Raw genomic sequence first — 24766 nt, forward strand, 5'->3', positions numbered from 1 at the left:
TATTTTTAAAAAACAGGATGTATGTACATCCCTGTGAATGTGGGAGGAATCATCATGGACACGAAGGTACAAACAAAAATCGGGCATGTTCTGGAAATCATCGGCGAGGCTGCCGGAAACCATCAACTGAACACGGAAGGAATCATTGGGCACCTGAAAAAACTGGGTTCATCCGAAAGGGAGGCCAGGCAGCAGGCCCTGTCCTACGCCCTCAATCATACGGCAATGGACCAGCCGGACTGGACATTTGTTGCCGCCCGCCTCTTTCTGGACGAACTGTATGAAAAAGCGGCGGAAAGCCGGGGCTATTCCCGGGAGCAGAAATACGGGAGTTTCTATGAACTTATTGAAAAATTGACCTCAAAGGGTATCTATTCGCCGGACCTGCTGCAAACCTATTCAAGGAAGCAGATTGAGGAGCTTGGCAGAGAAATTGAAGAAAAACGGGATCATTTATTTAATTACATAGGATTATTCCTGATGGCTGACCGCTATCTTGCGAAGGATCATGATGGCAACACTTTTGAACTGCCCCAGGAGAGGTTCATGGTGATTGCGATGACTTTGATGAGAAACGAAAAGGAGAGCATCAGGCAGAACCTTGTAAAGGAAGCGTACTGGGCGCTAAGCCATCTGTATATGACAGTGGCCACGCCGACCCTTTCGAATGCAGGCAAAAGCTTTGGGCAGCTTTCTTCCTGTTTTATTGATGCGGTGGACGACTCGCTGGATGGAATCTATTTAAACAATTGGGACATCGCCCGCCTCAGCAAGGACGGAGGAGGCATCGGCGTCTACTATGGAAAAGTGAGGGCGCTGGGCTCTGATATTAAAAAGTTCAAAGGAACCTCTTCGGGGGTAGTGCCATGGATCCGTTTGCTTAACGATACAGCTGTTTCTGTTGACCAGCTTGGTCAGCGCCAGGGTGCGGTCGCAATTTATCTGGACTTGTTCCACAAGGACATCATGAATGGTTTCCTGGATTTGAAAACTAATAATGGGGATGAGCGAAGGAAAGCCCATGATATTTTTACAGGGGTCACTGTACCTGATTTGTTCATGAAGAAGCTTGAGGAAAAGGATGGGAACGGCAGAAGCATTGGAGAATGGCATACCTTCTGTCCTCATCAGGTAAAACAAATGATGGGCTGGAAAGATGACAATGGCAATCCGCTGGGGCTTGAGGATTTTTATGATGAAAAAGACCAGAAATATTTTACCGAAAAATATGAAGAAGCAGTTAGCAACCCTCTGCTGCCCCGCAAAACCTACAGGGCAATGGATATCATGGCCCGCATTATGGTTGCCCAGCTTGAAACAGGAACGCCATACATGTTTTATCGGGATGAAGTCAACCGCCAAAATCCGAACAAGCATGTACTGGGGGAAGGCCGCACATCCATTTACTGCAGCAATCTATGTACCGAAATCGCCCAGAATATGTCCCCTACGACGATGGTTCGTGAATATGAGGATGAAGAGGGCAATATTGTGATTGTGCGGAAGCCTGGTGATTTTGTCGTCTGCAATCTATCTTCTATTAATCTTGCGAAAGCGGCGCCTGCCGGAGTGCTGGAACGGCTGATCAACGTCCAGGTACGAATGCTTGATAACGCCATTGATTTAAATACCATCAGTGTCGGCCAGGCCCGGAAGACCAATCAGAAATATCGGGCAGTAGGACTGGGAACGTTCGGATGGCATCACCTGCTCGCCCTAAGAGGCATTCATTGGGAATCGGAGGAAGCTGTCCAGTATGCAGACAAGCTCTATGAAGATATTGCTTTCCATACGATTCGTTCTTCGATGGAGCTTGCGAAGGAAAAAGGGGCCTACAGCACATTTAGCGGTTCCGAGTGGCAGACAGGCCAATATTTCGAGCGCAGGAACTATGGTTCGGATCGGTGGGTTCAATTGAAGGAAGCTGTCAGACATAATGGAATCCGGAACGGCTGGCTGATGGCGGTTGCCCCCAATTCTTCAACAGCAAAGATCGGCGGGTCCACGGATGGAATTGACCCGCTGTACGCGGTCGAATATGCGGAGGAGAAAAAGAATTTCAAATTTAAGGTGACAGCGCCAGACCTTAACCATATTACCTACAATTTCTACCGCAGGGCCCGGCATGAACTGGACCAGGTGTGGAGCATCAGGCAGAACGCAGCCCGCCAGCGCCATATCGACCAGGCTGTCTCTTTCAATCTATATGTGCGGCACGACATTAAGGCCAAGGACTTGCTCCAGCTCCACCTCGAATCCTGGAAGCAGGGCCTGAAAACGACCTATTACATCAGAAGCACATCGCAGTCGGAAATAGAGGAATGCGAAGCCTGCCATAGCTAAAATTTTTTTCAGGAGGAAGACGATGAACATCTACCAGCAACTGCCGAAGAGCAAACTTTTTTACCCAGGGCATCCCAATAAATCAACAGGCATCCTTAATGGCCGTTCCTCGGGCCTGCTTAATTGGAATGATATAGCCTACCCGCAAATGTATGACCTGTACCAGACGCTTCTTTCGAATTTTTGGAAAGCCCAGGAAATCAATATGCAGGATGATATCAAGCAATGGGATACATTAACTTCTGCCGAACAGGATGTTTTCCTCAGAGTCAATACGCAGCTGGCCTGCCTGGACAGCCTGCAGACACCGACGATGAGCCAGGTGATGGACTATGTCACCGATTCAAGCTTTAAAGCGATTTTCGCGGTCATTTCCCAGCAGGAGGCGGTTCATAATGAGTCGTATTCCTACATCCTGAGCTCGCTTGTTCCGGTACACGAGCAGAATGAGCGCTTTAACCAGGCGAAAAGCGATCCTGTTGTCCAGAAGCGGAACCAGCTGATTCTCGATGCCTATGATTCTTTCTATGAAAATCCCACTCCGGAAAATCTTTTCAGGCTGGGTGTCAATTCCATCAATTTGGAGGGGATTTATTTTTACGCCGGATTCGCCTTCTTTTATCATCTGGCCCGCCAGCAGAAAATGCTGAAAACAAGTACGATGATCAGCTATATCCAGCGGGATGAAATGCAGCATGCCTATTTTATTTCCCAGTTCATCCGGATCTTGCTTGCCGAACACCCCGAGCTAAATACGGATGAGCATATCCAGTATATATATGAACAGATACATGCTGCGGTAAAACTGGAACAGGAGTGGGCCGGGTTCATTTTTAATAAAATAGAGGGAATCGATATTTCCGAATTCGAAGGGTATGTGGAATATCTCGCCAACAAGCGGCTCCGCCAGCTCGGCTTGAAGAATCTCTATCCTGATAGAGAGAACCCTATGCCGTGGATCCATGTTTTCAGCGACGAGATGATCAATGAAACCAAGTCGGATTTCTTTGAACAAAAGTCCCGCACGTATTCAAAGGTGACGCAGGATAATGGATTCGATGAGCTGTAATGGTATAAGAGCCGGAATCGTTTATGCTTCAATTACCGGGAATACTCGGGAACTGGCAGAAATTATCGCGGAGGGGTTTCGAAACCAACAGATTGAACCTTTTTTCTGCCATGCTGGCAGCTTCCGGGAGAGTCGATTAAAGGAACTGGATCTTTTGGCCATTGTGACCTATACATGGGGAAATGGGGAAATTCCGGCTGAGATGAAGCCAGTTTATGAAGGGATTGCCAGCAGTGCTCCCAAGCAGCTGATTACCGGGGCCGCGGGAAGTGGTGACTCTTTTTACCCTGCTTATTGCGGAGCTGTGGACAAGTTCAGGGACATGCTTTTTGCCCACACTCAATTGGCGGTTACCCTAAAAGTGGAATTGATGCCGCAGGAAAGCGACAGGGAACGCTGCCAAAAATTCACCGACATCCTGGTAAACCGGTGTTTGGCATCTGCGGCAACATGAAAAACAGCTGCCTTGCTCGGGCTTCGAACGAGGCAGCTGCATAATTCAACATCAGGCATGGACACCAAGGGCAATTTTTGCAAATCTGGACATCCGGTCTTTTGACCAGGCCGGGCTCCAGGCGATGTTGATTTTAATATCTCTTAATTCTTTTATATTGGCAGACAGTTTCATATGGGCATCCGACATGATTTGCGGGGCAAGCGGGCAGCCCATTGAGGTCATCGTCATATTGATGGTAGCGTTGTTTTCCTCATCAAGCAGGATATCGTAAACCAACCCGAGGTTGACAATATCAATGCCCAGTTCGGGATCTATGACATCTTCAAGCACTTCATACATTTTGTCGATCAGCTCTTGTTTCATTGTTCCTGCACCTCATTCATTTGGATAGTATCCGCTTTTCACCTTGTATAGCCTGGATTGGATCGATATTTTGGGTGAATTCGAGCGTACCAACATACTTGCCAGTTTCATCACGGACGGCAAAATAGCGGATATAGACATATTTATCGCGAAACTTAATATAGAAATCCTCCACATCTTTTACGCCGGCTTTAAAATCGCGGAGCAGGTCCTCGACGACATGGACGCTTTTAGGAGGATGGCAGTTTTGAACGGTCCGTCCAATCACTGCTTTTGTGCGGTGGAAAATGCGTTCTTTGCCATGAGAGAAGTAGCGGACCACGTCATCCTCGTCAATAAAAGTGATATCCACCGGAAGATGGTTGAGCATCAGCTCCAATTGTTTCAATGACAGGAGGCCGGTTTCCATTTTGACTAAACCATCTGACATGGCGGCAGCCTTCATCTCGGCCCGCTCAGGTTTCCAGACACCAGCCGGTGCAGCCAGGCAGTAGCCGATATCCTCGCCATCGTGGGCAATTTTGATCCATTCATCCTCCGTCAATGTTTGCAGGGCCATGGGGAAGAGGATGTTTTCCTCTTTGTAAATCATTTCACTTGTTTCGCGAATCACAAAATAAACGGCGGCGTGTACGGCTTTTTTGTCTCCATTGTAGTGGGCCAGCTTTTCCTTGGCGCCTTTTATCGCTGCGCGGATGCCGTCATCCACCCCCCACATCACCTGGGTCGGGCCGTAGATTCCGTATTTCTCCAGGTAAGGGAACAGCAGGTTCTCCTTGCGGGTATAGTGCTTGTCTACATCAGCAAGCAGGTTCAAGTCCTCAATCAGCTTGATTCGATTTTCTTCGCTGTCTTCTTTTTCAAAACGCTCCAGGTGCAGCTGCATTTTAAAGTTTAGCAGCTTGTCAATCTCCCTATTTTCAAGCTTGAAGGTATGAATAGGGTGGCCGGGCTGTTCTTCGGGCTTTCCCAATTGATGAATTTCTTCAATGGAGCCTTTGAAGACGGCGGCATGAACCGAGCAGAGCCGCTGGACTTCGGATACGGGGATGCCCTCTTCCTCCATTAAAGTTTGTTCAAGCTGGGAAATTTCCGCCACGGATATTTGGCCGACGGCATTTTCAAACTGGGCTTTCACATCATCGACACTTTTTCCGTTGTGCAAATCCTTGATGATTTGCTTCAGCATTGCCTGGCGTTCTGATTTGCTCTCAATTTCTGATTCACGGTTATTAATGATTTCGCTCATGTTCATTCTCCTTTTAAAAATGATGGAAATATGTGAAAGAATGGTCATATAGTCACGATGTAGATAGTAATTAAAGGTGATAACTGTTCTCATTCACAATGTACCATATCTCCAGAATCAGGTTTGTGATGCATATCACTTGAATAAAAAAAGATGCTGGCTCCCTTTATCGGGAAGCCAGCATCCTGTTTTATTCATTATTAAGAAGCTTTTGCCTTCAATTCATCCAATTGTGCTGCGGGAACCAATTTGTTCAGCAGGATTCCGGCAACGGCTCCTGTGAGAGCCGGGACAACCCACTCAAGGCCCGATGATGAAAAAGGAAGGGCAGTACGCAGTGTTTCAATTGGTCCAAGGCTGAGTCCAAAAGCGTTCAGGCCGCCGATCACCGCAAAGATTCCGGTAAACAGCATGGTACTGGCATAGACCATCCTGGCTCCCTTGAAGTACTTGTCAAAGAAGGTGAGGGTGACCAGCACGATGGTCAGCGGATAGGCTGTTACCAGGAATGGCACGGAAACCTTGAGAATCTGGCTCAGCCCCATGTTTGACAAAGTAAATCCAATTAAAGCGACCATCAAAACCATCATTTTGTAGCTGGCCTTTGGAATCAGGTCCGAGAAATATTGACCGCAGGCTGATGTTAGCCCGACTACTGTAGTGAAGCAGGCCAGTGTAAAAATGACTCCGAGCAGCAATGGTCCGCTTTGGCCAAATACATGGGCTGCTGCCCCTGCAAGAATCTGGGTCCCATTTTCGAACTCTCCATTGGCCGCCATTTTAGCGCCTACCGCTCCGAGGGAGACATAAACCATTGCAAGCAAAGAGCCTGCGACAAGGGCCGCCTTGAGCATATAGCTGGTCATTTGTGTTTCGCTGCGTACTCCGCGCTGCTTGACTGCAGTCAGGATGACAATTCCGAAGGCAAGTGCCGCAAGGGCATCCATCGTATTATAGCCTTCAAGGAAGCCTTTGAAGAACGCGCCGGACTCATAGCCGCCAGCCGGAGCCTGGAAGTTTCCATCCAATTTCACAAAGCCTAGTACACAAAGGGCAACCATGGACACAAGCAAGGTCGGCGTCATGTAACGGCCTAAATATTTTTCGAGATTGGCAGGATTCAAGCTTACAAAGTAAACAAGTAAAAAGAATACAGCGGAATAGACCAGCAATAAAACAGGATTGGATGAGCCGGTGAAGGGTACAACCCCCATTTCAAACGCAACATTGGCATTTCTCGGAATGGCCAGGAACGGGCCAATCGACAAATAGACAATCACCATGAAAACGGTGCTGAATACAGGGTGAACTCGGTTGCCGATTGCCTGGATGCCGCCTTTGACACGGGCGATGGCAAAAAGGACGGCGAAGGGAAGGCCTACGGCTGTCAGGACAAAGCCGGTCATCGCCAGCCAGTAGGAAGTCCCCGACATTGCTCCCAGGAAAGGAGGGAAAATAAGATTACCCGCCCCAAAAAACATTGAAAATAGCATCAATCCGATAAACAAACTGTCAAACTTTCGCAAAATAATCTCTCCTTTTTTTGAAAATAAAAAAACTCGTCCCCAAAACAGGGACGAGTTTGAACTCGCGTTACCACCCTCATTCCGCAGCATCAAAAAAACTGCGGCACTTAGTCAACGTACCAACATACGTGTTCCACGTGTAACGGAGGAAAGGCCGTCAAAGCTTACTGTATTTTCAGCTTTGCATCTCGGAGGGGATTTTCGGGCAGCGCTGAACGCCAGCTTGCACCTAATGCTGGCTCTCTGTGGAACAGGGTTCTGCCTTACTCTTCTCGTCATCGACTTTATTATTTAAAAATAATTTATCAGAGGTTGAATACTATGTCAATATATTTCGATATTTCACAAGGGGTCAGGCACCCTTTGCTGCTTCACCGCACCGGGGGTCAGGCACGCGGTGTTGGGCACGCGGTGTTGGAGCGCTGTTGCACTGTGCGAAAGTATTTCTTTTTTTTGTTAGCGGAGTCTGGCGATGTGGGTGTAGATTTCATGGAGGTTCTGGTAGCCGGCTTTCTGGGCTTTTTTAAGATAATGCGACCAAAGCTCGGCGGTCATCAAGGCATCGCCGAGGGCGTGGTGGCGATTGTGGATAGCAATGCCGCATGATATGCAAAGCTCTTCGAGGGGCTGGGATCTGCAGTCGGGATCAAACAGCCTGGTTAAAAAGGAAGTGTCGATAATCCGGTGCTGAAACCGTGTCCTGGTCAAGTTCCAGGTCATGTTCTGCATAAAGGTTTTCTCATGTCGGGCATGGTGGGCGACAAGGATGCTGCCGGAAACGAACGTAAAAAACTTCATCAGGACATCAGCTCCATCAGGGGCTCGAGTCAACTCGTCATCACTGATTTTGGTCAGCTCCGCTATTTCCGGGGGCAAAGGTGCTGTTGTGCGTACGAGCGAGTGGAAGGTCTCTTGTTCCAGGATTTCGCTGCCGCGCATTTTTACGCCCCCGATTGAAATGACTTTGTCACCCTTATTCGGGAAAAAGCCGGTGGTCTCAATGTCAAAAACAACCGCTTCCAGTTCGTCCAGCGGGCAGGTGAGATCATCGTTCTTTCGCATTTCTTTTTCCAGCTGCCGCAAAAAAGAAATGCTCTGTGCATTCTGCTGTCCTTGCAAGCCTGCAAGCACATTCGAACTCAGTTTGCTCCCTTTGCTCCTGAAAAACTGGATAAAATCACTCATGCCCATGCAAATCTTCCCTTTCAACCAATTTCCGCGCTGTTTCATGAAGGGTAAGCCCGTTTCTCAAAGCCTCTTTTAACTGCCGCTTTTCTTGTCTGGACAAGTTTTCAACCTGGAGATAATGGCCCGAATCGTAATCTCTTTGAACCCCATAGGCAAGGCGCAGGCTTAGGAGGTGGGAGAAATTTTGGGCGAAAATGCTGCGTTCCCCGGGGGAGATCACCGAATTGGGCAGTTTTTCAAGCCTTCCCCTTGTGCCGGTGTCCATAATAAAATGGCGGATGGCAAGAAGCCGGGCTGCATTGACATAAGGAAACAGCCCGGTATCTTTCAAATTGAGCATCCCGGAATAGGGGCCATGTGTTTCTGTGAGCAGCTGTCCCATGATGCCGATGCCCTTTTTAATATGCAAGGTATTTTGAAGGAGCCGCGGCAGCAGGGTTTCTCTGTGAATCCATTCATAGGTATCACCCTTCAAGCTTTTAAGGATGCTGCCTTCGCCGTATAGAGGCCGGCAGTCGATGAATGTCAGCAGGTGGCGGATGGTTGCCCATGATGATTCCCGTCCCCATTGCGTTATTTGCGCTTGCCAGTCTTCATGGGATTTGCACCATAAGGGGTTGTTTGCCATCACCTTGCCTTCGCACCTTTTGTAGCCTGTTTGAAAAAGCCCTTCCGATATCTCTTCACCCAGACCTAAAAAATACTCATTTTCCCCGCCGTTTTCATAGATAATTCCATGATCCTGGTCGCTCCATGTCCCTTGCTCCTGGCGGCCTGCGCTCCCCATCACAAAAAAACAGAAGGGTGAAGGAGGAGGGCCGGCTTTATGCATGAAAAAATCGACAGCAGCAAGAATGGTCTCTTTTATGATTTGGTCATGCAGGGAATTAAGGTCATGGATTGTTGACCGGGCCCGGGGAAGTTCTGCATCACGAAACGCCTTTATTTGGTCATAGCTCTTGCTGTCCAGCATTCTGCCCTCACCCCTTCCCATTTTAAATGGCAGTTCCCCTTGAACATCAGGTCCAAGGGGAGACTTGTTTTTGCATTGGTTTTAACCAGGCTAGGCATTGAGCGGCCTGCTTTCGGCGGGTAGCTTAGTGCAGGATGAAGCATCTGTGCTGCTGGAAGTCTCCGAGTGCAGCAGTTCCGGATAGCCGTAAGTTCCATGCTCGCTCATATCAAGGCCCATGATTTCTTCTTCTTCGCTGACCCTCAAGCCGTTCATGGAAGTCTTCATGATGGCTAAGACAGCGTAGGATACGATGAAGGCAAACGCGCCACAGGCCACAACTCCAAGAGCCTGAATACCCAGCTGTTCGAGGCCGCCGCCGTAGAACAGTCCCGGCTTGCCGACTGTAGCAAGTTCAGGAGTCGCGAAAAAGCCGGTGGACAATGTTCCCCAAACCCCTGCAGCACCATGGACGGAAAGAGCATAAATAGGATCATCGATTTTGCGTTTTTCAAAGAAAGAGATGCTATAGAAAACGAGGAAGCCGGCAATCAGTCCGATGACAACGGATGCCCATGGAGCAACAAAGGCGCAGGAGGCGGTGATCGCAACAAGGCCGGCAAGCGCTCCGTTCAGCATCATCGAAACATCGGCTTTTCCAAGGACGACCCAGGAAATGACCATGGCTGCCATCGTTCCTGCGGCGGCTGCCAGGTTTGTGTTCAAAGCGACAAATCCAAAAAAACCTTCGTCAACCGCAATCGTGCTGCCTGCGTTGAAACCAAACCATCCGACCCATAAAAGCAGGACGCTAAGGGCAGTATAAACCTGGTTATGCCCATAGAGGTTGTTGGCTGAACCATCTTTGTTGAATTTGCCAATCCGCGGCTTTAAGAGGATGGTGGCGGCGAGGGCGGCCATTGCACCGGTCAAGTGGACAACCGTGGATCCGGCGAAATCCTGCTTGCCGTGCTCTGCCAGCCAGCCGCCGCCCCAAATCCAGTGGGCAATAGGGGGATATACAAGAGTGGCGAATAAAACAGAGAATACCAGATAGACAGACATTTTTGCTCTTTCGGCAAAACCGCCAAATGCAATGGTGATGGAAATGCCGGCAAAAGCCGTTTGGAATAAGAAGAAAACGGCTCCTGAAAGGCCCAGCCCTTCAATGTCATATCCTGAATAGAAAAAGTCCGATAAACCGATAAGTGAGTTCCCTTCGCCAAAGATAAAACCGTAGCCGACGGCCCAAAAGACGATGGAGGAAATGCCAAAGGTCAGAATCGTTTTGCCTGCAATATGTCCTGCATTCTTCATTCTGGTGGAACCAGTCTCCAGGAGGATAAAGCCCCCGATCATCAGAATAACTAAGACTGCAGATACCATAACCCAAAGGCTGTTCAGTAAAAAGGTCGTATCCATAATTTCTCCCCTTCCGGTAATTTATTGTAGTGGCTTTCTGTAACTGTATTTTCGCACCGATTTAATCGGGTTTCTACAGTTGTGTAAGAAAACCTTACACATAAAATAACGTGGGTAAGGGGGTTACCGTTTTGGTATGCCAAATTGGGCGTTTAATTGGCCCTGAATCATTTTGTGGTGTGTTTTTTTATCCATTGCCTTCTTTTCCCTGATCATTTCCTGCCTGATTTCGTAAGTTTGCACCCCATCTTCAATTTTATTGGCGATTTCCATAAGCAGTTCAATGTCGGAAAAGGAGTATTTTCTGCTGCCTCCCGGAGTTCGATCGGGAAATATCAGTTTTCTTTCCTCGTAATAGCGTATCTGCCTTTCGGACAACCCAGTCAGTTCACGGACAATGCCTATGGTAATGACCTTTTTATCTTTATAAGAAGATTCTGCTGCCGCCAAGTTTGCTCACCTCATTTTTGATTTTGAATTTTCTTATTATTATATGTTATATTACCTAACATGACTATAAAAAGTTAAATGTGCTGTTAATGGACTTGGAATTAAAATTGGCTTTCCGATCCTTCTCAACAAGATAAAAAGCTCGAAATCCAGCCTGTTGGCTGACCCTGTTGTTAAATTAGGTTGAGCCATCAGGCGGGGGTGTCACTTAGCCTTTTTTTCCATTTTCCAGACTTCCTGGAGTTCCGTAAGGGATAGCTTGCTGAGTTCGGCTGAGGAATGGAGGGCAGGAAACTGACTTGAAATTTTGAGAATATAATGCCGTCTGGCCTTCTCAAGCGCCTCCCGCAAGATGTTTGCCATACGTCTTCACCTCCCTTTCGAAGAAATTATTCTGTACGGGCCGTAAAAACTCGGGGGCTCTGCGGCCGAGGGCAGAGAGCAACTCTTCATACAATTCGTTCCGCAGCAAATCAAGCTGTATGATTTTTTGGGCTAGCTGAAATTCCGTTTCGTTTTTCATATTGACCACCTTCCGGATAAAAGTTTTATTTTAGCAGCGCCAATAGGGTGTTTTTTTTAGATTAGGGGATTTGGAAGGTGATGTCAGCAGTGATGTCATGTATTCTAACGGGGTATTTTCAGGAAAGGAAAAAGCCCCTGCTCAGGTGGGAACAGGGGCTTTGGAAAGTGGATTATATAACATAAAAATAGACGCTTGAAAAATGGGCAAGGCTGCCGAGCAAAATAAAGATGTGGAAGATTTCATGATATCCAAGGTGCCGGGACTTCATGAATTCCGGCTTGAAGCCGTAAATGAACCCGCCAATCGTATAAAGGATACCGCCGCTTACCAAAAGAACCATTCCACCTGCCGGAAGATTCGCCGACAGAGGGGATGAGGCCAAAATGATCAGCCAGCCCATTGCGATGTAGAGGCCTGTGGAAAGCCACCTCGGAGAGCGGAACCACACCAGTTTAAAAACAACACCCAGCACGGCTGCAAGCATGACAATGCTAAAGAGTATCCATCCAGTGACACCATTAAGGGTAATCAGGCAAAAAGGCGCATACGTTCCTGCAATCAGGATGTATATCATGGAGTGGTCAATCCGCCGCAAAAAATGAATGACCTTTTTCTTCGCGATGACCATGTGGTAGGCAGCAGAAGCACTGTACAGCAGGATCATGCTGATGCCGAAAATGATAACGGCGCTGATGGCTAACGGCGACGCCGAGTTTCCTGATGCTTTGATCACCATTGCCAGCAGTCCGATAAAAGCAAGGACAGCTCCGGCGAGGTGGGTGAATCCATTAATAGGCTCTCTGATATACTGGTTCATTATTAGGCCTCCTAAACTCTTATAAGTAGTTTTCGTTACTACATGTTATTATATCGGCATTACCTTATATAGTCAACGTTTACCTTCCGCGGATTTCAAGCTATAATAAAATGTACATAACTATTGATAAAAGCGAGGCGGACAATGGAAAAGGTAAATGAGCTGGCGGAAGCGTTGGAGTTGGATAGGAATATTCGCCTTGAGGACATTCCTGGCATCGATTTATATATGGACCAGGTCATTCAGCTGTTTGAGAATACATTCAGCGGTTCGACGCGGGGTGAAGACGGAAAAGTCCTGACCAAAACAATGATCAATAACTATGCGAAGGGAAAATTGTTTTTCCCTGTGAAAAACAAGAAGTACTCGAAGGAACATATTATCCTTATTTCCCTGATTTATCAGCTGAAAGGAGCTTTGTCGATTGGCGATATAAAGACAGTCCTTGACGAAGTCAGTGAAAAGACATCACAGGGGGAACTCGACCTCGAAACGTTTTATTCAGGCTACCTGGATTTATACGATAAAAATAATGACAAGTTTAAAAAGGATATTATCGAAAGGGCAGAAGAGGCAGGCGCAGAAATGGCCAAGTTAGGCGGGCAAGGCACAGACACACTCGAAAAAGCCCTGCTAGCAGCCTCGCTCGTAAACATCAGCAACACCTACCGCAAAGCAGCCCAGCACCTCATCGACACCCTAAAGCCCTAAAGCGTGCCTGACCCCCGGTGCGGTGCTGCGGCAAAGCGATGACGGGTGCCTGACCCGCGGTGCGGTGATGTGCTAAAGGGTGCCTGACCCTGAAAGGAGATATGTGGATGTATTTGACGATTAAGGAAGCGGCGGAATATTTGTCGATGCCGGAGAATGCGGTTGAAAGCCTGGTAAGGCAGAGGAAGATTCGGGCCGTATTCGACGGTGAACAGTACCTGGTTTACAAGGAGCAATTTGCGACCCATCTGAACCAGGTGGAAAAGTACCGAAAACTGGTGGAAGAGGTGCTCAGCGAGCCCCTTCCTGAAGACATCGATATTAAAGATGAAGATTAACCGCACGTCTGTGCAAATGAAAAGGTCCAGCCTCCCGTAATAAGGAGCTGGACCTTTTTCAATCAAATATTACTGTCGGCGGCTTCGAAAACCTCCCCCGCTTCTAAGCGGAATATATATGCCGGGTGCTTGCCGGGGGAATCCTGTGTTTCCCGCTGACAGGCAGCTGGACCAGCACTTCTGTACCTTTCTGGGCCTCGCTGTTGAATGAGATTGTCCCGTGATGGGATTGGACAATCTTGAATGAAACGGTCAGCCCAAGGCCTGTTCCTTTTTCCTTTGAAGAATAGAACGGTTCGCCGAGCCTCTTCATCATTTCCTCCGAAATCCCGCAGCCGCTGTCTTTTACAGAGATGGATATGCTGCCATTGGTATTCATGGCAATGGAAATCACAACGGAATCCCCGCTCTTGGAAGCTTCGATGGCATTTTTAATCAGGTTGATGAACAGCTGTTTCAACTGGTTTGGCTCACATTCAATTTCCAGGCATTCCTCTAAAGGCTGGAATTCAATCTGGACATTGTACAGGCTGGCTTCTGTTTTCAGCAGGGAAATGACATCATTAAGAATCCCGCGGATATCGGTCTTTGTGTATTTAACCTGCTGCGGCTTTGCCAGCAGGAGAAGCTCGCTGACTATATGGTTGATCCGGTTCAGCTCGTCCAGCATGATCTGATAATAGCCAAGATGCTTTTCGTCTTCCATCTGCAGCAGCTGGACAAATCCTTTCAGGGAAGTAAGCGGATTGCGGATTTCGTGGGCGACGCTCGCCGAAAGCTCGCCCACAACAGAGAGCTTTTCCGTTCTCCTGAGCCTCTCCTCGGTTTCCCTGACCGTCGTGATATCTTTTGCGTAGCCGATGACCCCGGCGATTTCACCATTGATTATCATTGGCACTGATACACAATAGAGCCTGATAGGGTGGCCGTTTTTATGGTGAGCCATGAACTCGTAGCTTTTTGGATGTTTATCGGTTATTACGGCAGAGAGGCAGTCATAGGCATCCTGCCTGGCTTCTTTGGGAAGAATGCTTTTAAGCGGTTTGCCGATTGCATGCTCCGTCATGTAGCCTGTTATGGAAGAAAATTGCGGATTCAAGTTCGTGATGATTCCATCCAGGTCGAGCATATAAACAATATCGGGATTATAGTCGAATAATGATTTGTATCGCTGCTCGCTTTCCTCAAGGAGTTTTTTTACCCGCCTTTTCTCGGTGACATCCCTTCCGATCACCACGAGTCCTTTTCTGCTTCCATCGGAATGGAAGAGAGGCACTTTAATAGTATCGAATGTTCTGGAGGTTCCATCCGGAGCAGGAAGTATTTCTTCGACATGGCTGACGGTTCCCTGTCGCCATGTCTCTTCATCGGAAACCTCGCAATACCTGAGTGCATCCCCGTAAAATTCCGAGTACTTCGCAAGCTCTGAATCCTTTTTGCCGCGATAGTCAACTCCCTCCAGCTGGAATAGTTTCAGGCCATATTCATTCGCTTCTTGCCAGCGTCCTTGCCCGTCTTTAAAATTCACAAAGTCCACCATCGCATTGATCAAGGTGGACAGCCTTTTTTCCTCCTGTTTGGCAGTGCTCAGCTCTTCCGATTTTGAAACGAAAAAGTAAAAGAAGCAGCCAGTGACGATGACATAAAAAATTTCTTTAGCCTGCTCAAGCTGCTTGGCCAGCGATTCAGGGCTAAAAGCTTCGATAAGGAAGTTCGTCCCGAAAATCCAGGCTATGCTTGTGGCCACATATATGATTAAAAGCTTCTTTTTATTCATGGTTTTCGCCGTCTCCTGTATTTCAATATTGGTCCAATACGCGGTAAAACAGGCGACTGGCATGGCCTGCGCCTGTTTTTCATTTTAACCCGTAGTGAGGGGATGGGCAAGGTGTTATGAAGAAATTGGAAAAGAAGGATTCCTGGGCTGCTGCCAATAGAAATAGGATTCCTTCAAAAAAAAAGTAGTTTATTGAATTTTCACTAATTAATATTTAAACAGAATAGTATTCTAAAAAAGTAATAAAATGGAGTTTTTTTAGATGGATTATTGCATATAAATCCAATGCAGGATATAATAAACCAATGAAAGAATTTAAAGAATATTTCCAAAGAGTTTAAACAGATAATGTTATTTACATGAAAGAAGTTAAGGGGGAGAACTAGTGAAAAAGAACAAGATGTTAGGGTGGAGCCTATTATTGGTGCTAACCATGTTCCTTGCTGCCTGCGGGTCCTCTTCGCAGGAGGAGGCTAACGAGGGAAGCGGCAGCGCTGAGGAGACTGAAGCGAAGAAAACATTGAGAATCGTGACAGACGCTGCCTATGCGCCAATGGAATATCAGGATAAGGGTGAAGTTGTTGGGTTTGATATTGATTTCATCAAGGCCGTAGCCAAGGAAGCTKGCTATGAAGTAAATGTCGAACATGTTGGCTGGGATCCAATTTTCGTTGAAATTGAGAGCAAACGGGCTGATTTGGCTGTTTCTTCCATTACAATCAATGATGACCGCAAGCAGTCCTATGACTTCTCCCATCCTTATTTTCAATCCACCAACAAAATCCTCGTTCCTGAGGGCAGCGATATTAAAAGTGCCGAGGACTTGAAGGGGAAGAAAGTTGCCGTCCAAAATGGAACCACCGGCCAGGCGGCAATGGATGCCTTGTTAGGCAAGAACAGTCCGGATATCAAGAAGTTTGAAGACAATAACCTCGCAATCATGGAAATGGAAAGCGGCGGTGCGGCAGCAGTCGTGGCCGACAATATGGTCGTCGAGGAATATGCGAAGAACAATCCGGATAAAAACCTGACCGTCATTGAAGACTCCGCTTTCGATTCCGAGTTTTACGGCGTGCTCTTTCCAAAAGGAAGCGAGCTTGTTGGCGAATTCAATGACGCCATCAATGCTGTGCTTGAAAATGGAACATACACAGAAATTTATGAAAAATGGTTTGGCAATGAACCAAATATTGATATATTGAAGGAACAGCAATAATGCTATACGGAATTGCGTAACTGAATCAGTGGTTACGCAATTTTTATCTTATTATTTGTCGGCCCGGGCTGGAATCAATGATGATTCGCTCGCGTTATGCTTTTAGGAGGATTATCGATGGACTTTCGATTTGATATCATCGCGGAATATGCACCTTTCCTGCTCAAGGGAACACTGCTGACGATTGGCCTCTCCCTTGCCGGAATCCTGATTGGAACGGTGCTTGGGCTGTTGATCGGCCTTGGTAAAATGGTGAACAACAAGCTGATTGCTCTGCCTTTTTCCMTTTATATAACTTTTTTCCGCGGAACACCGCTTTTTGTGCAAATTTTATTGATTCACTTTGGTGTGGTCCCGGCGTTTTTGGGACATACCAATGCGATTGCCGCTGCCATACTGGCCCTTTCCTTAAACGCGGCCGCCTATATCGCCGAAATTTTCAGGGCCGGAATCCAATCCATCGACCGGGGACAGATGGAAGCGGCAAGGTCGCTCGGTATGACCCATGGACAAGCCATGAGGCATGTGATCCTTCCCCAGGCGTTTAAGCGGATGATTCCGCCGCTGGGGAATGAATTCATTGTCCTGATTAAGGAATCATCCCTTGCAGCAGTTATCACGGCCCCGGAAATCATGTACTGGGGGCGGGCCATGGCAGGACAGTATTACAAGGTATGGGAGCCATACCTTACTGCGGCACTTATTTACCTGATCTTGACCATTTCCCTAAGCTTTATTTTAAGTCGCCTTGAAAGAAGGTTGAAAACAGAATGATAAAAATCCAGAATCTGAAGAAATCGTTTGGGACCAACGAAGTATTGAAAGATATCAATCTTACCATCAAGCCTCAAGAGGTGGTGGTAGTGATCGGGCCATCAGGCTCCGGGAAATCCACCTTGCTAAGATGCATCAACCTGCTAGAGTCGATCACTGGCGGCCATATTTATATAGAAGGAAAAGACATTACCGATAAAAAGAATAACCTGAACAAAATGCGGGAAGACGTCGGCATGGTCTTTCAGCAGTTCAATCTCTTCCCGCATAAAACAGTCATTGAAAACATCATGCTAGCTCCTGTCAAGGTTAGGAATGTACCGGCAGCAACGGCTCGGGCAAGAGGCATGGAACTTCTTCGCAAAGTTGGGCTCGAGGAAAAGGCGGAGGCCTATCCGAGTTCCCTGTCGGGGGGACAGAAGCAGCGTGTGGCCATTGCCAGAGCGCTGGCGATGGAACCGAAAATCATGCTGTTTGATGAACCAACTTCCGCTCTTGACCCTGAAGTGGTCGGCGAGGTGCTTGAGGTTATGAAACAGCTTGCCAAGGAAGGAATGACAATGGTGGTCGTCACCCATGAGATGGGCTTCGCGCGTGAAGTCGGCGACAGGGTCATCTTTATGGACGGCGGCTATATCGTCGAAGAAAACGAACCAATACCGCTATTCGAAAACCCGCAGCAGGAAAGAACCCAAGCCTTCCTCAGCAAAGTCCTTTAATCCATTAAAGGGTGCCTGACCCCCGGCGCTTTAACGCGCCAGAGGGTCAGGCTTTTTTTGCGGAAAGATTTGGTTTTTGTGAATTTTTATTTATTGCATTGCATATTAATTCAACTCTGTATATAATAGGTTCATGATTAATAGATTAGATTATTTATGTAAACAAAGAAGAGACAGGGGGAGAAACAAATGAAAAAGAGTTTAATCGGAATGTGGTGCCTTGTTTTAGCTGCAGCAATGTTCTTGGCGGCCTGCGGTTCGGCATCGGAGGAAACAAGCGGAAACGGCGGGCAGGAAACAGCGGAAGATAAGAAAACTCTTCGCGTGGTGACGAATGCAGCCTATGCTCCAATGGAATACCTTGATAAAGGGGAAGTTGTCGGATTTGATATTGATTTAATCAAAGCGGTCGCGGAGGAAGCAGGCTATGAGGTGAATGTTGAACACCTGGGCTGGGATCCTATATTCGTAGAAACAGAGAGCAAGCGTGCCGACCTGGCAATTGCAGCGATAACCATCAATGATGACCGCAAGCAGACCTATGATTTCTCAGTTCCGTATTTCCAGTCTACCAATAAGATCCTGGTACCTGAAAACAGCGAGATTTCATCTGCTGAAGACCTGAAGGGGAAGAAAGTTGCCGTCCAGAACGGAACGACCGGACAGGCAGCGATGGATGCACTGCTTGGAAAAAACCATTCTGACATCAAAAAGTTTGAAGATAACAACCTCGCTATCATGGAAATGGAAAGCGGAGGTGCCGATGCAGTTGTTGCCGACAATGTGGTTGTTGAGGAATACGCAAAGAACAACCCGGACAAAAAGCAGAAAGTAGTGGAGGATGGAACATTTGATTCCGAATTCTATGGAATCCTATTCCCTAAAGGAAGCGAATTGACAGAGGAATTCAATAAGGCCCTGAATACGTTATTTGATAATGGTACTTATACCGAAATCTACCAGGAATGGTTTGGCATCGAGCCGAATGTTGACTTCCTTAAAGAACAGCAGCAGTAATCCTTTAGTAAACGAAAGGGTGCCTGACCCCCGGCGCTTTACAGCGCCAAAGGGGGTCAGGCACCCTTTTTGCTTATAATTTAAACGAACTCTTCAAGGATACGATCTGGTTGAAGACCAGTTTTTCTTGTGTGGTGTGCTTTGGATCGACATTGAAGTAGCCGTGGCGGAAGAACTGGAATTTATCCTGTGCCTTGGCTTCCTTCATATTCGGCTCAATAAATCCTTCAAGGACCTCTAGAGATTTTTCGTTCACATGGTCAAGGAATGATTTTTCTTCTCCTTCGAGATCTTCCGCCTCTTCCTCTTCAAGGATGAGAGGCTCGTAAAGGCGGAATTCTGCCGGAAGGGCATGTGTGGCGTCCACCCAGTGGAGCGTTCCCTTGACCTTGCGGCCGGTAAAACCGGAGCCGCTTTTGGTTTCCGGATCATATGTGCAGCGGAGCTCAACGACATTGCCTTCGTCATCCTTGATGACTTCTTCACATTTGATGAAATACGCGTGCTTCAGGCGCACTTCATTTCCAGGGAAGAGGCGGAAATATTTTTTCGGAGGATTCTCCATGAAATCATCCTGCTCGATATAAATTTCGCGGGAAAATGGGATTTTGCGCATCCCCATTTCCGGATTCTCCGGGTTGATTTCGGCATCAAGCCACTCAACTTCGCCTTCCGGATAGTTGGTGATGACCACTTTCAACGGCCGCAGCACGCCCATCGTCCTTGGGGCTTTCAGCTTAAGGTCTTCGCGCACAAAGTGCTCAAGCATCTGGGCATCCACTGTGGAAAAGCCTTTTGACACGCCGGCTGCAGCCACGAATTCACGAATGGCTTCAGGGGTATAGCCTCTTCTTCTCAAGCCGGAAACCGTTGGCAGGCGGGGGTCATCCCAGCCATCAACATATCCTTCCTCAACAAGCTGCTTTAATTTCCGTTTGCTCATGACGGTATTGGTGATATTCAAGCGGCCAAACTCGATCTGCCGCGGAACGGACGGCATTTCGCATTCCGCAACCACCCAGTCGTAGAGCGGGCGCTGGTCCTCGAATTCGGTTGTGCAAAGGGAATGGGTAACACCTTCAATGGCATCCTCAAGCGGATGGGCAAAGCTGTACATCGGGTAGATGCACCATTTATCCCCAGTGTTATGGTGGGTTGCATGGGCAATCCGGTAAATAACCGGGTCACGAAGATTCACGTTTGGTGATGCCATGTCGATTTTGGCGCGCAGCACCTTTTCACCGTTTCCAAATTCCCCATTGCGCATACGCTCGAACAGATCCAGGTTCTCTTCGACCGAACGGTTGCGGTACGGGCTTTCCTTCCCAGGCTGTGTCAATGTGCCGCGGTATTCCCGGATTTCATCAGCGGACAGGTCATCAACATAAGCTTTGCCCTTTTTAATGAGCAGAACGGCACGGTCGTACATTTCCTCAAAGTAATCAGAGGCATAGAACAAACCATCCCACTCATATCCAAGCCAGGCGACGTCTTCCTTGATGGAGTCGACAAATTCCTGGTCTTCCTTTAACGGGTTTGTATCATCAAACCTAAGGTTTGTTTTCCCGCCGAATTCATCGGCAAGGCCAAAATTGATAACAATCGATTTCGCATGTCCGATATGCAGGTACCCATTCGGCTCAGGCGGGAATCGGGTTACAATTTTATCATGCTTTCCGGATTCGAGGTCTTCCTTAATAATCGTTTTGATAAAATTAGAGTTTTCTTCCAATCCCTATCAGCCTTTCTGTCGTTTTATGTAAAAGTATTAACACCATTATACCTTCCTGTAGAACTATATACTAATAAGAAATGACCAGAAAAACAAGTCCTCCTCAGGTAGTGCCAATCGCAATGCTAAACAAAATTGTGCAGATTCTGGTATGTTAAATAGAAAGGATATCGTTTGCCGGTGTGCTGGCAGGGAATGATGAATTCAGGGAGTGAGATTATGAATTTTCAAGATACAAATTCATTGGAAGAAAGGCTGCAGCTGATGGAAGGCCTCGCAGCCAGGTTTAAAGAGCGAGCAGCGGAAATCGATGAAGAAGGCGGTTTTCCGTTTGCCAACATAGATGACTTGAAAAAAGCCGGCTATACGAGCCTGACGCTGCCAGGTGAATATGGCGGTAAGGAAATCACCTTGCATGAAATGGTCAGCCTGCAGGAACAACTCGCAGCGGGAGACGGGTCCACAGCCCTTGCCATCGGCTGGCATATGGGCATCATAAAAAACCTTAGTGAAAAGAGAGCTTGGAAAGAAGAAGTTTTCCGCAGGGTTTCCCACGACGTCAAAAGAGGAGCGCTCCTTAACAGTGCGGCCAGCGAGGCGCAGACAGGAAGCCCGACAAGAGGAGGGAAGCCGCAAACAACCGCAAAAAAGGAGGGCCGCAGCTGGGTGGTCAATGGCAGGAAGATTTTTACCACGATGTCTCCGGTCCTCGATTATTTCATAGTCAGCGCATCAATAGCCGGAAGCGACGAGGTGGGCACCTTCCTGATTCCACGCTCGGCGAAAGGCTTGTCCATCGAAGAAACCTGGGACAGCGTGGCAATGCGGGGAACCGGAAGCCATGACCTTGTTCTTGAGGACGTGCATGTGGCAGAAGAGGATTTTGTGGAAGTCATTATTCCGGGAAAAAAACAGGCAATGGGCTGGCTGCTCCATATTCCGGCCTGCTATTTGGGGATTGCCAAGGCAGCGCAGGATTACGCCATCCAGTTTGCCCTGAACTATTCGCCCAACAGCATCAAGGGGACCATCAGCGACATCCCTGCAGTGCGGCAGAAGATTGGCGAAATCGAGCTTGAACTGATGAAAGCCCGTCATTTTCTCCATGCTGTCGCAAAAAAATGGGATGATGCCGGCGAACCGGAACGGCTGGAAATGGGCCCCGAGCTTGGCGCGGTAAAAATGGCAGTCACAAACGGAGCCATCAAAGCCGTCGACCTGGCGATGCGGGTTGTGGGAGCGCGGAGCCTGTCGCAAAAAAATCCGCTTCAGCGCTATTACCGCGATGTTCGTGCTGGCTTGCACAATCCGCCTATGGACGACATGACGATTGAATTATTGGCCCGGACTTCCATGAATGGAAAATAGTAAAAAGCGGTGTTCCTGTATGGAACACCGCCTTTGTTTTATTGCCCGCTGAGAACACCCTTGATGACGAGGTTCGTCAGGTTTGGCACAATCTCAAGCGAATATTCAAGCTCAGCCCGTTCGTACTTTTTATGGGCATCAAGGCCGTACGGCCCAATATTGATGACCGGCACATTAATGTTGCGGACATCTTGGTAATTGACAAAGAATTTTGTTCCCCAGCCCGGATTGTTTCGGGCAGCGGCATCAAGCGCGTTCTCGTCATCGCTTAGCGCCACAAAGCTCATGTCCGAGATGTATGGGAAGAAATTGCGGATGACAATCGGCTTTTCATAATTTGGCTGAATCGCTGCAACAGCTTCATCGAGCGCAGAAATCAGGTTTTTCTCCGCATCATTTTTACCAGAAAGCTCTACCCTTGGCGAATAAAGGGATGAATAGAAGACAATGATCGCCGGGCTTTTATCCGGCATCCACTTCCACGCCTCTTCCACGACTCTCGCTGCAAACATCCTGACATCAAGGGTCTTGTCATGAAGCAGCTGTTCCTTGAAACCTGCCATATGGCCGGTATATTCGTTTCCAAATTGGTCAGCAAGGAGGATGTCCATTTCTTCATAGGTCATGACCCTCGCTTTCCATGGAATCTCCCGGCCAGCTCCCCCGCTCAGCTGGCAAAACTTTTTATACCGCTCTTCAAACAAGGCCAAAGCGTTGTTAAAAGCAATTTCCGCCTGGTCTTTCAGTTTGGCGAGCACATCCTTGGGCGACCAGGAATGGATGAAGAAATTATAATAAACATAGGCCGACAGCGCTGTCTGGACGGTATACACGGGCTTGAGATCCGTCTGCTTCAAAGAGACAGGGGGAACGGTCGTCTCCCCTAGCGCTTCATTGCAGAGGTCCGGGTTGTAGTCAATCTGCCTCGTCAGCTCGGCGGCAATCAGGTTGGGATCCAGTCCCTCAAAGCAGGAGCCCACATGGGTTTCCGCCCCTGTAATAAAAAATGATGGAAGGAGCTTGCCGACTGTTCCCTTATAGATATAGCGGTTTTCATCCCCTTCAAAGCGCGGAGCGACAAAATCGCCATTAACCGCGGCCGCATAGTCGAATCCATGCTGCTGCTTCCAGGCCTGAAGGGTTTTAAGCGCAGACAGGATACCATGAGAGCTGTCTTCTTCATCGCATTCCGCCAAAAACACCAGATTCCCTTCCAGCTCTTCAGGGTGTTCGGAATAATATTTTAAAAGGTATAGATGGCTGGCAACCCCGCTTTTCATATCCAGGGAGCCGCGGCCAAAAAGCCATTCATCAGAATCGGCATGAGCCCTGATATTCCGGGGAAGGTCTTCGTTCCTCAATGCCTCAACCAGCTCATCGGGCTTGCATGCCAGATCAGCAAGCTGGGTGAAATCATCAATGCCAACCGTATCCATATGGCCCATTAAAATAACGGTTTTGCTGCTGGCGGTTTTGGTGCCTCTGACAAAAGCAAGGACGTTGTACCTCTCCAGTTCATCGTCATGCGTCGGCTCAAACAAAACCTGTTCCGGATGTTCCATGAAGTAAGGAAAAGAGGCGATCATGCTATGGAGAACTTGGGCAATCTCTTTCTCTCCGTTCGTATTGACGATGCTTTCAATATTCATCAGCTGTTTTGTGAAAAATAAAACCTCTTCTCGGCAATCAAGCATTGCTGTCATCCTTTCAATCTTGTTAAGAAAATTCCCGCAAAGGAAACTTAATCCAAGTATATTCCATTCAAACTGGGTGATAAATCATTATTTCAAAGGAACAATCATAATTGATTGCTCAATCGCTTTCGTTTAGACTGATAGAAGAATATCGACTCTTCATAGTGAGGATAAAATGGAAAATCAAGATAAAACACACGACATAATGGATGCATGCCTGCTGGCAGGGAAGATTATGCTCCAGAGCGGAGCGGAAACCTACCGGGTGGAGGATACAATGAGGCGGATGGCATCCGCGCTGGGAATACAGCAGACCCACAGCTATGTGACACCCACTGGCATCATGTTCTCCTCGGAAGATGCACGGCCGGAGATGACGAGGCTGATCAGGATTTCCGACCGGACGACCGACCTGAAGAAAGTGGCGCTGGTGAATGATGTATCCCGGAGGATCAGCGGCGGACAAATTGGCTTGAGTGAGGCGGTCAGGCAGCTGAAGGAGATTGAATCCGCCAGCCTGATGCCCCCATTCCTTGTCCAGCTGCTGGCAGCTGCACTTGCCAGCGGCTGTTTTGCCATCATGTTCCTGGGCAGCTGGGAGGACTTTGTTCCTGCCGCGATGGCCGGGGGCGCAGGATATTCCTCCATGCTGCTTTTTCACCGGATGATTCCTGTCAAATTTTTTGCCGAATTTTCCTCTTCCGTGATCATTGGCTTATGCTCCCACCTTTTTGTCAGCATAGGGCTGGGAAACGAGCTTGATAAAATTATCATTGGAGCAGTAATGCCGCTGGTTCCCGGCCTGCTGATCACCAATGCAGTGCGCGACCTGATGGCAGGGCATTTGGTTTCGGGGCTGTCAAAAGGGGCCGAAGCCTTTCTGACCGCTTTTGCAATCGGGTCGGGAATCGCTGCCGTCCTATCATTTTTTTAAAAAGGTTCTGTTATCACGGAAAGCTGATTTTTTTTAAGGTTTGAATAATAAACGGAGAAATTCCGTTTAAACTGGGAAATACCTATATTTCCTTAAAAATAAGGGAAGGTTTTCCGTCTATTTC

General features: G+C 47.9%; 23 protein-coding genes and 1 other annotated feature. Of the genes, 11 read left to right on the forward strand and 12 right to left on the reverse strand.

What is annotated here, in order from left to right:
- The first annotated feature begins 54 nt into the window (after positions 1 to 54).
- Genes ADU22_RS07765 through ADU22_RS07775 form a run of 3 tightly spaced genes read left to right on the forward strand, consistent with a single transcriptional unit; the run spans position 55 to position 3866 of the window.
- Positions 55 to 2343: a ribonucleoside-diphosphate reductase subunit alpha gene (locus tag ADU22_RS07765; RefSeq protein WP_053361646.1), complete on the forward strand. Its 2289-nt coding sequence runs from the start codon at positions 55 to 57 to the stop codon at positions 2341 to 2343.
- 22 nt (positions 2344 to 2365) lie between these two features.
- The gene (locus ADU22_RS07770) at positions 2366 to 3412 is read left to right on the forward strand and encodes a ribonucleotide-diphosphate reductase subunit beta (RefSeq protein ID WP_053361647.1); all 1047 of its coding nucleotides are present in this window, start codon (positions 2366 to 2368) and stop codon (positions 3410 to 3412) included.
- Entirely contained in the window at positions 3393 to 3866 is a 474-nt protein-coding gene (locus ADU22_RS07775) for a flavodoxin domain-containing protein (RefSeq protein ID WP_231687854.1), read from the forward strand. Before ADU22_RS07770 ends, ADU22_RS07775 begins: the two co-directional genes overlap by 20 nt.
- A gap of 51 nt (positions 3867 to 3917) precedes the next feature.
- On the opposite strand, the gene ADU22_RS07780 is transcribed toward ADU22_RS07775, so the two are convergent.
- The 9 genes from ADU22_RS07780 to trhA form a co-directional block, all read right to left on the reverse strand.
- Entirely contained in the window at positions 3918 to 4232 is a 315-nt protein-coding gene (locus ADU22_RS07780) for a metal-sulfur cluster assembly factor (RefSeq protein ID WP_053361648.1), read from the reverse strand.
- A 16-nt stretch (positions 4233 to 4248) separates the two neighbouring features.
- Positions 4249 to 5481, reverse strand: coding sequence for a DUF438 domain-containing protein (locus ADU22_RS07785; RefSeq protein ID WP_053361649.1), 1233 nt, complete (start codon positions 5479 to 5481; stop codon positions 4249 to 4251).
- 200 nt (positions 5482 to 5681) lie between these two features.
- Entirely contained in the window at positions 5682 to 7007 is a 1326-nt protein-coding gene (gene brnQ, locus ADU22_RS07790) for a branched-chain amino acid transport system II carrier protein (protein WP_053361650.1), read from the reverse strand.
- 43 nt (positions 7008 to 7050) lie between these two features.
- Positions 7051 to 7295: a binding site (T-box leader), on the reverse strand.
- 168 nt (positions 7296 to 7463) lie between these two features.
- Positions 7464 to 8198: an exonuclease domain-containing protein gene (locus ADU22_RS07795; RefSeq protein ID WP_053361651.1), complete on the reverse strand. Its 735-nt coding sequence runs from the start codon at positions 8196 to 8198 to the stop codon at positions 7464 to 7466.
- Positions 8185 to 9168 carry a DUF294 nucleotidyltransferase-like domain-containing protein gene (locus tag ADU22_RS07800; protein ID WP_069188057.1) on the reverse strand — a complete coding sequence of 328 codons (984 nt, stop codon included), beginning with the start codon at positions 9166 to 9168 and terminating at the stop codon, positions 8185 to 8187. Before ADU22_RS07800 ends, ADU22_RS07795 begins: the two co-directional genes overlap by 14 nt.
- A 90-nt stretch (positions 9169 to 9258) precedes the next feature.
- Positions 9259 to 10569 carry an ammonium transporter gene (locus ADU22_RS07805; protein WP_053361652.1) on the reverse strand — a complete coding sequence of 437 codons (1311 nt, stop codon included), beginning with the start codon at positions 10567 to 10569 and terminating at the stop codon, positions 9259 to 9261.
- A gap of 123 nt (positions 10570 to 10692) precedes the next feature.
- Complete coding sequence (locus ADU22_RS07810; protein ID WP_053361653.1) at positions 10693 to 11019, reverse strand: MerR family transcriptional regulator; 327 nt, start codon at positions 11017 to 11019, stop codon at positions 10693 to 10695.
- Between the two features lie 334 nt (positions 11020 to 11353).
- A complete protein-coding gene (ykzB, locus tag ADU22_RS07815; protein WP_053361654.1) occupies positions 11354 to 11542 on the reverse strand; it encodes a protein YkzB in 189 nt (62 codons plus the stop codon).
- Positions 11543 to 11714: 172 nt separating this feature from the next.
- Positions 11715 to 12362, reverse strand: coding sequence for a PAQR family membrane homeostasis protein TrhA (gene trhA, locus ADU22_RS07820; protein WP_053361655.1), 648 nt, complete (start codon positions 12360 to 12362; stop codon positions 11715 to 11717).
- A gap of 144 nt (positions 12363 to 12506) precedes the next feature.
- On the opposite strand from trhA, the gene ADU22_RS07825 reads away from it, so the two are divergent.
- Together ADU22_RS07825 and ADU22_RS07830 are read left to right on the forward strand one after the other, a co-directional pair.
- Positions 12507 to 13073 (forward strand): DUF1836 domain-containing protein, encoded by a 567-nt coding sequence (locus tag ADU22_RS07825; protein ID WP_053361656.1) that lies wholly within the window; start codon positions 12507 to 12509, stop codon positions 13071 to 13073.
- 107 nt (positions 13074 to 13180) lie between these two features.
- The gene (locus tag ADU22_RS07830) at positions 13181 to 13411 is read left to right on the forward strand and encodes an excisionase family DNA-binding protein (RefSeq protein WP_053361657.1); all 231 of its coding nucleotides are present in this window, start codon (positions 13181 to 13183) and stop codon (positions 13409 to 13411) included.
- 103 nt (positions 13412 to 13514) lie between these two features.
- Here the strand turns inward: ADU22_RS07830 and ADU22_RS07835 are convergent, their stop codons facing one another.
- Positions 13515 to 15188 carry a PAS domain-containing sensor histidine kinase gene (locus ADU22_RS07835; RefSeq protein WP_053361658.1) on the reverse strand — a complete coding sequence of 558 codons (1674 nt, stop codon included), beginning with the start codon at positions 15186 to 15188 and terminating at the stop codon, positions 13515 to 13517.
- 385 nt (positions 15189 to 15573) lie between these two features.
- Between ADU22_RS07835 and ADU22_RS07840 the strand changes: the two genes are divergently transcribed.
- The 4 genes from ADU22_RS07840 to ADU22_RS07855 all read left to right on the forward strand — a co-directional run bounded on the left by ADU22_RS07840 (position 15574) and on the right by ADU22_RS07855 (position 18914).
- Positions 15574 to 16404 carry a basic amino acid ABC transporter substrate-binding protein gene (locus ADU22_RS07840; RefSeq protein WP_053361659.1) on the forward strand — a complete coding sequence of 277 codons (831 nt, stop codon included), beginning with the start codon at positions 15574 to 15576 and terminating at the stop codon, positions 16402 to 16404.
- Between the two features lie 117 nt (positions 16405 to 16521).
- Positions 16522 to 17178 carry an amino acid ABC transporter permease gene (locus ADU22_RS07845; protein ID WP_053361660.1) on the forward strand — a complete coding sequence of 219 codons (657 nt, stop codon included), beginning with the start codon at positions 16522 to 16524 and terminating at the stop codon, positions 17176 to 17178.
- Positions 17175 to 17897: an amino acid ABC transporter ATP-binding protein gene (locus ADU22_RS07850; RefSeq protein WP_053361661.1), complete on the forward strand. Its 723-nt coding sequence runs from the start codon at positions 17175 to 17177 to the stop codon at positions 17895 to 17897. Before ADU22_RS07845 ends, ADU22_RS07850 begins: the two co-directional genes overlap by 4 nt.
- Before the next feature lie 189 nt (positions 17898 to 18086).
- Positions 18087 to 18914, forward strand: a complete 828-nt coding sequence (locus tag ADU22_RS07855; protein ID WP_053361662.1) for a basic amino acid ABC transporter substrate-binding protein — start codon at positions 18087 to 18089, stop codon at positions 18912 to 18914.
- Positions 18915 to 18987: 73 nt separating this feature from the next.
- Here the strand turns inward: ADU22_RS07855 and ADU22_RS07860 are convergent, their stop codons facing one another.
- The gene (locus tag ADU22_RS07860) at positions 18988 to 20646 is read right to left on the reverse strand and encodes a glutamine--tRNA ligase/YqeY domain fusion protein (protein WP_053361663.1); all 1659 of its coding nucleotides are present in this window, start codon (positions 20644 to 20646) and stop codon (positions 18988 to 18990) included.
- Between the two features lie 219 nt (positions 20647 to 20865).
- Between ADU22_RS07860 and ADU22_RS07865 the strand changes: the two genes are divergently transcribed.
- A complete protein-coding gene (locus tag ADU22_RS07865) occupies positions 20866 to 22014 on the forward strand; it encodes an acyl-CoA dehydrogenase family protein (protein ID WP_053361664.1) in 1149 nt (382 codons plus the stop codon).
- Between the two features lie 38 nt (positions 22015 to 22052).
- On the opposite strand, the gene ADU22_RS07870 is transcribed toward ADU22_RS07865, so the two are convergent.
- Entirely contained in the window at positions 22053 to 23708 is a 1656-nt protein-coding gene (locus ADU22_RS07870) for a M20/M25/M40 family metallo-hydrolase (protein ID WP_053361665.1), read from the reverse strand.
- 175 nt (positions 23709 to 23883) lie between these two features.
- On the opposite strand from ADU22_RS07870, the gene ADU22_RS07875 reads away from it, so the two are divergent.
- A complete protein-coding gene (locus ADU22_RS07875; protein WP_053361666.1) occupies positions 23884 to 24642 on the forward strand; it encodes a threonine/serine exporter family protein in 759 nt (252 codons plus the stop codon).
- The last annotated feature ends 124 nt before the right edge of the window (positions 24643 to 24766 follow it).

Origin of the sequence: Bacillus sp. FJAT-27251, assembly GCF_001273925.1 — a bacterium.
GTDB lineage: Bacteria > Bacillota > Bacilli > Bacillales > Cytobacillaceae > Mesobacillus_B.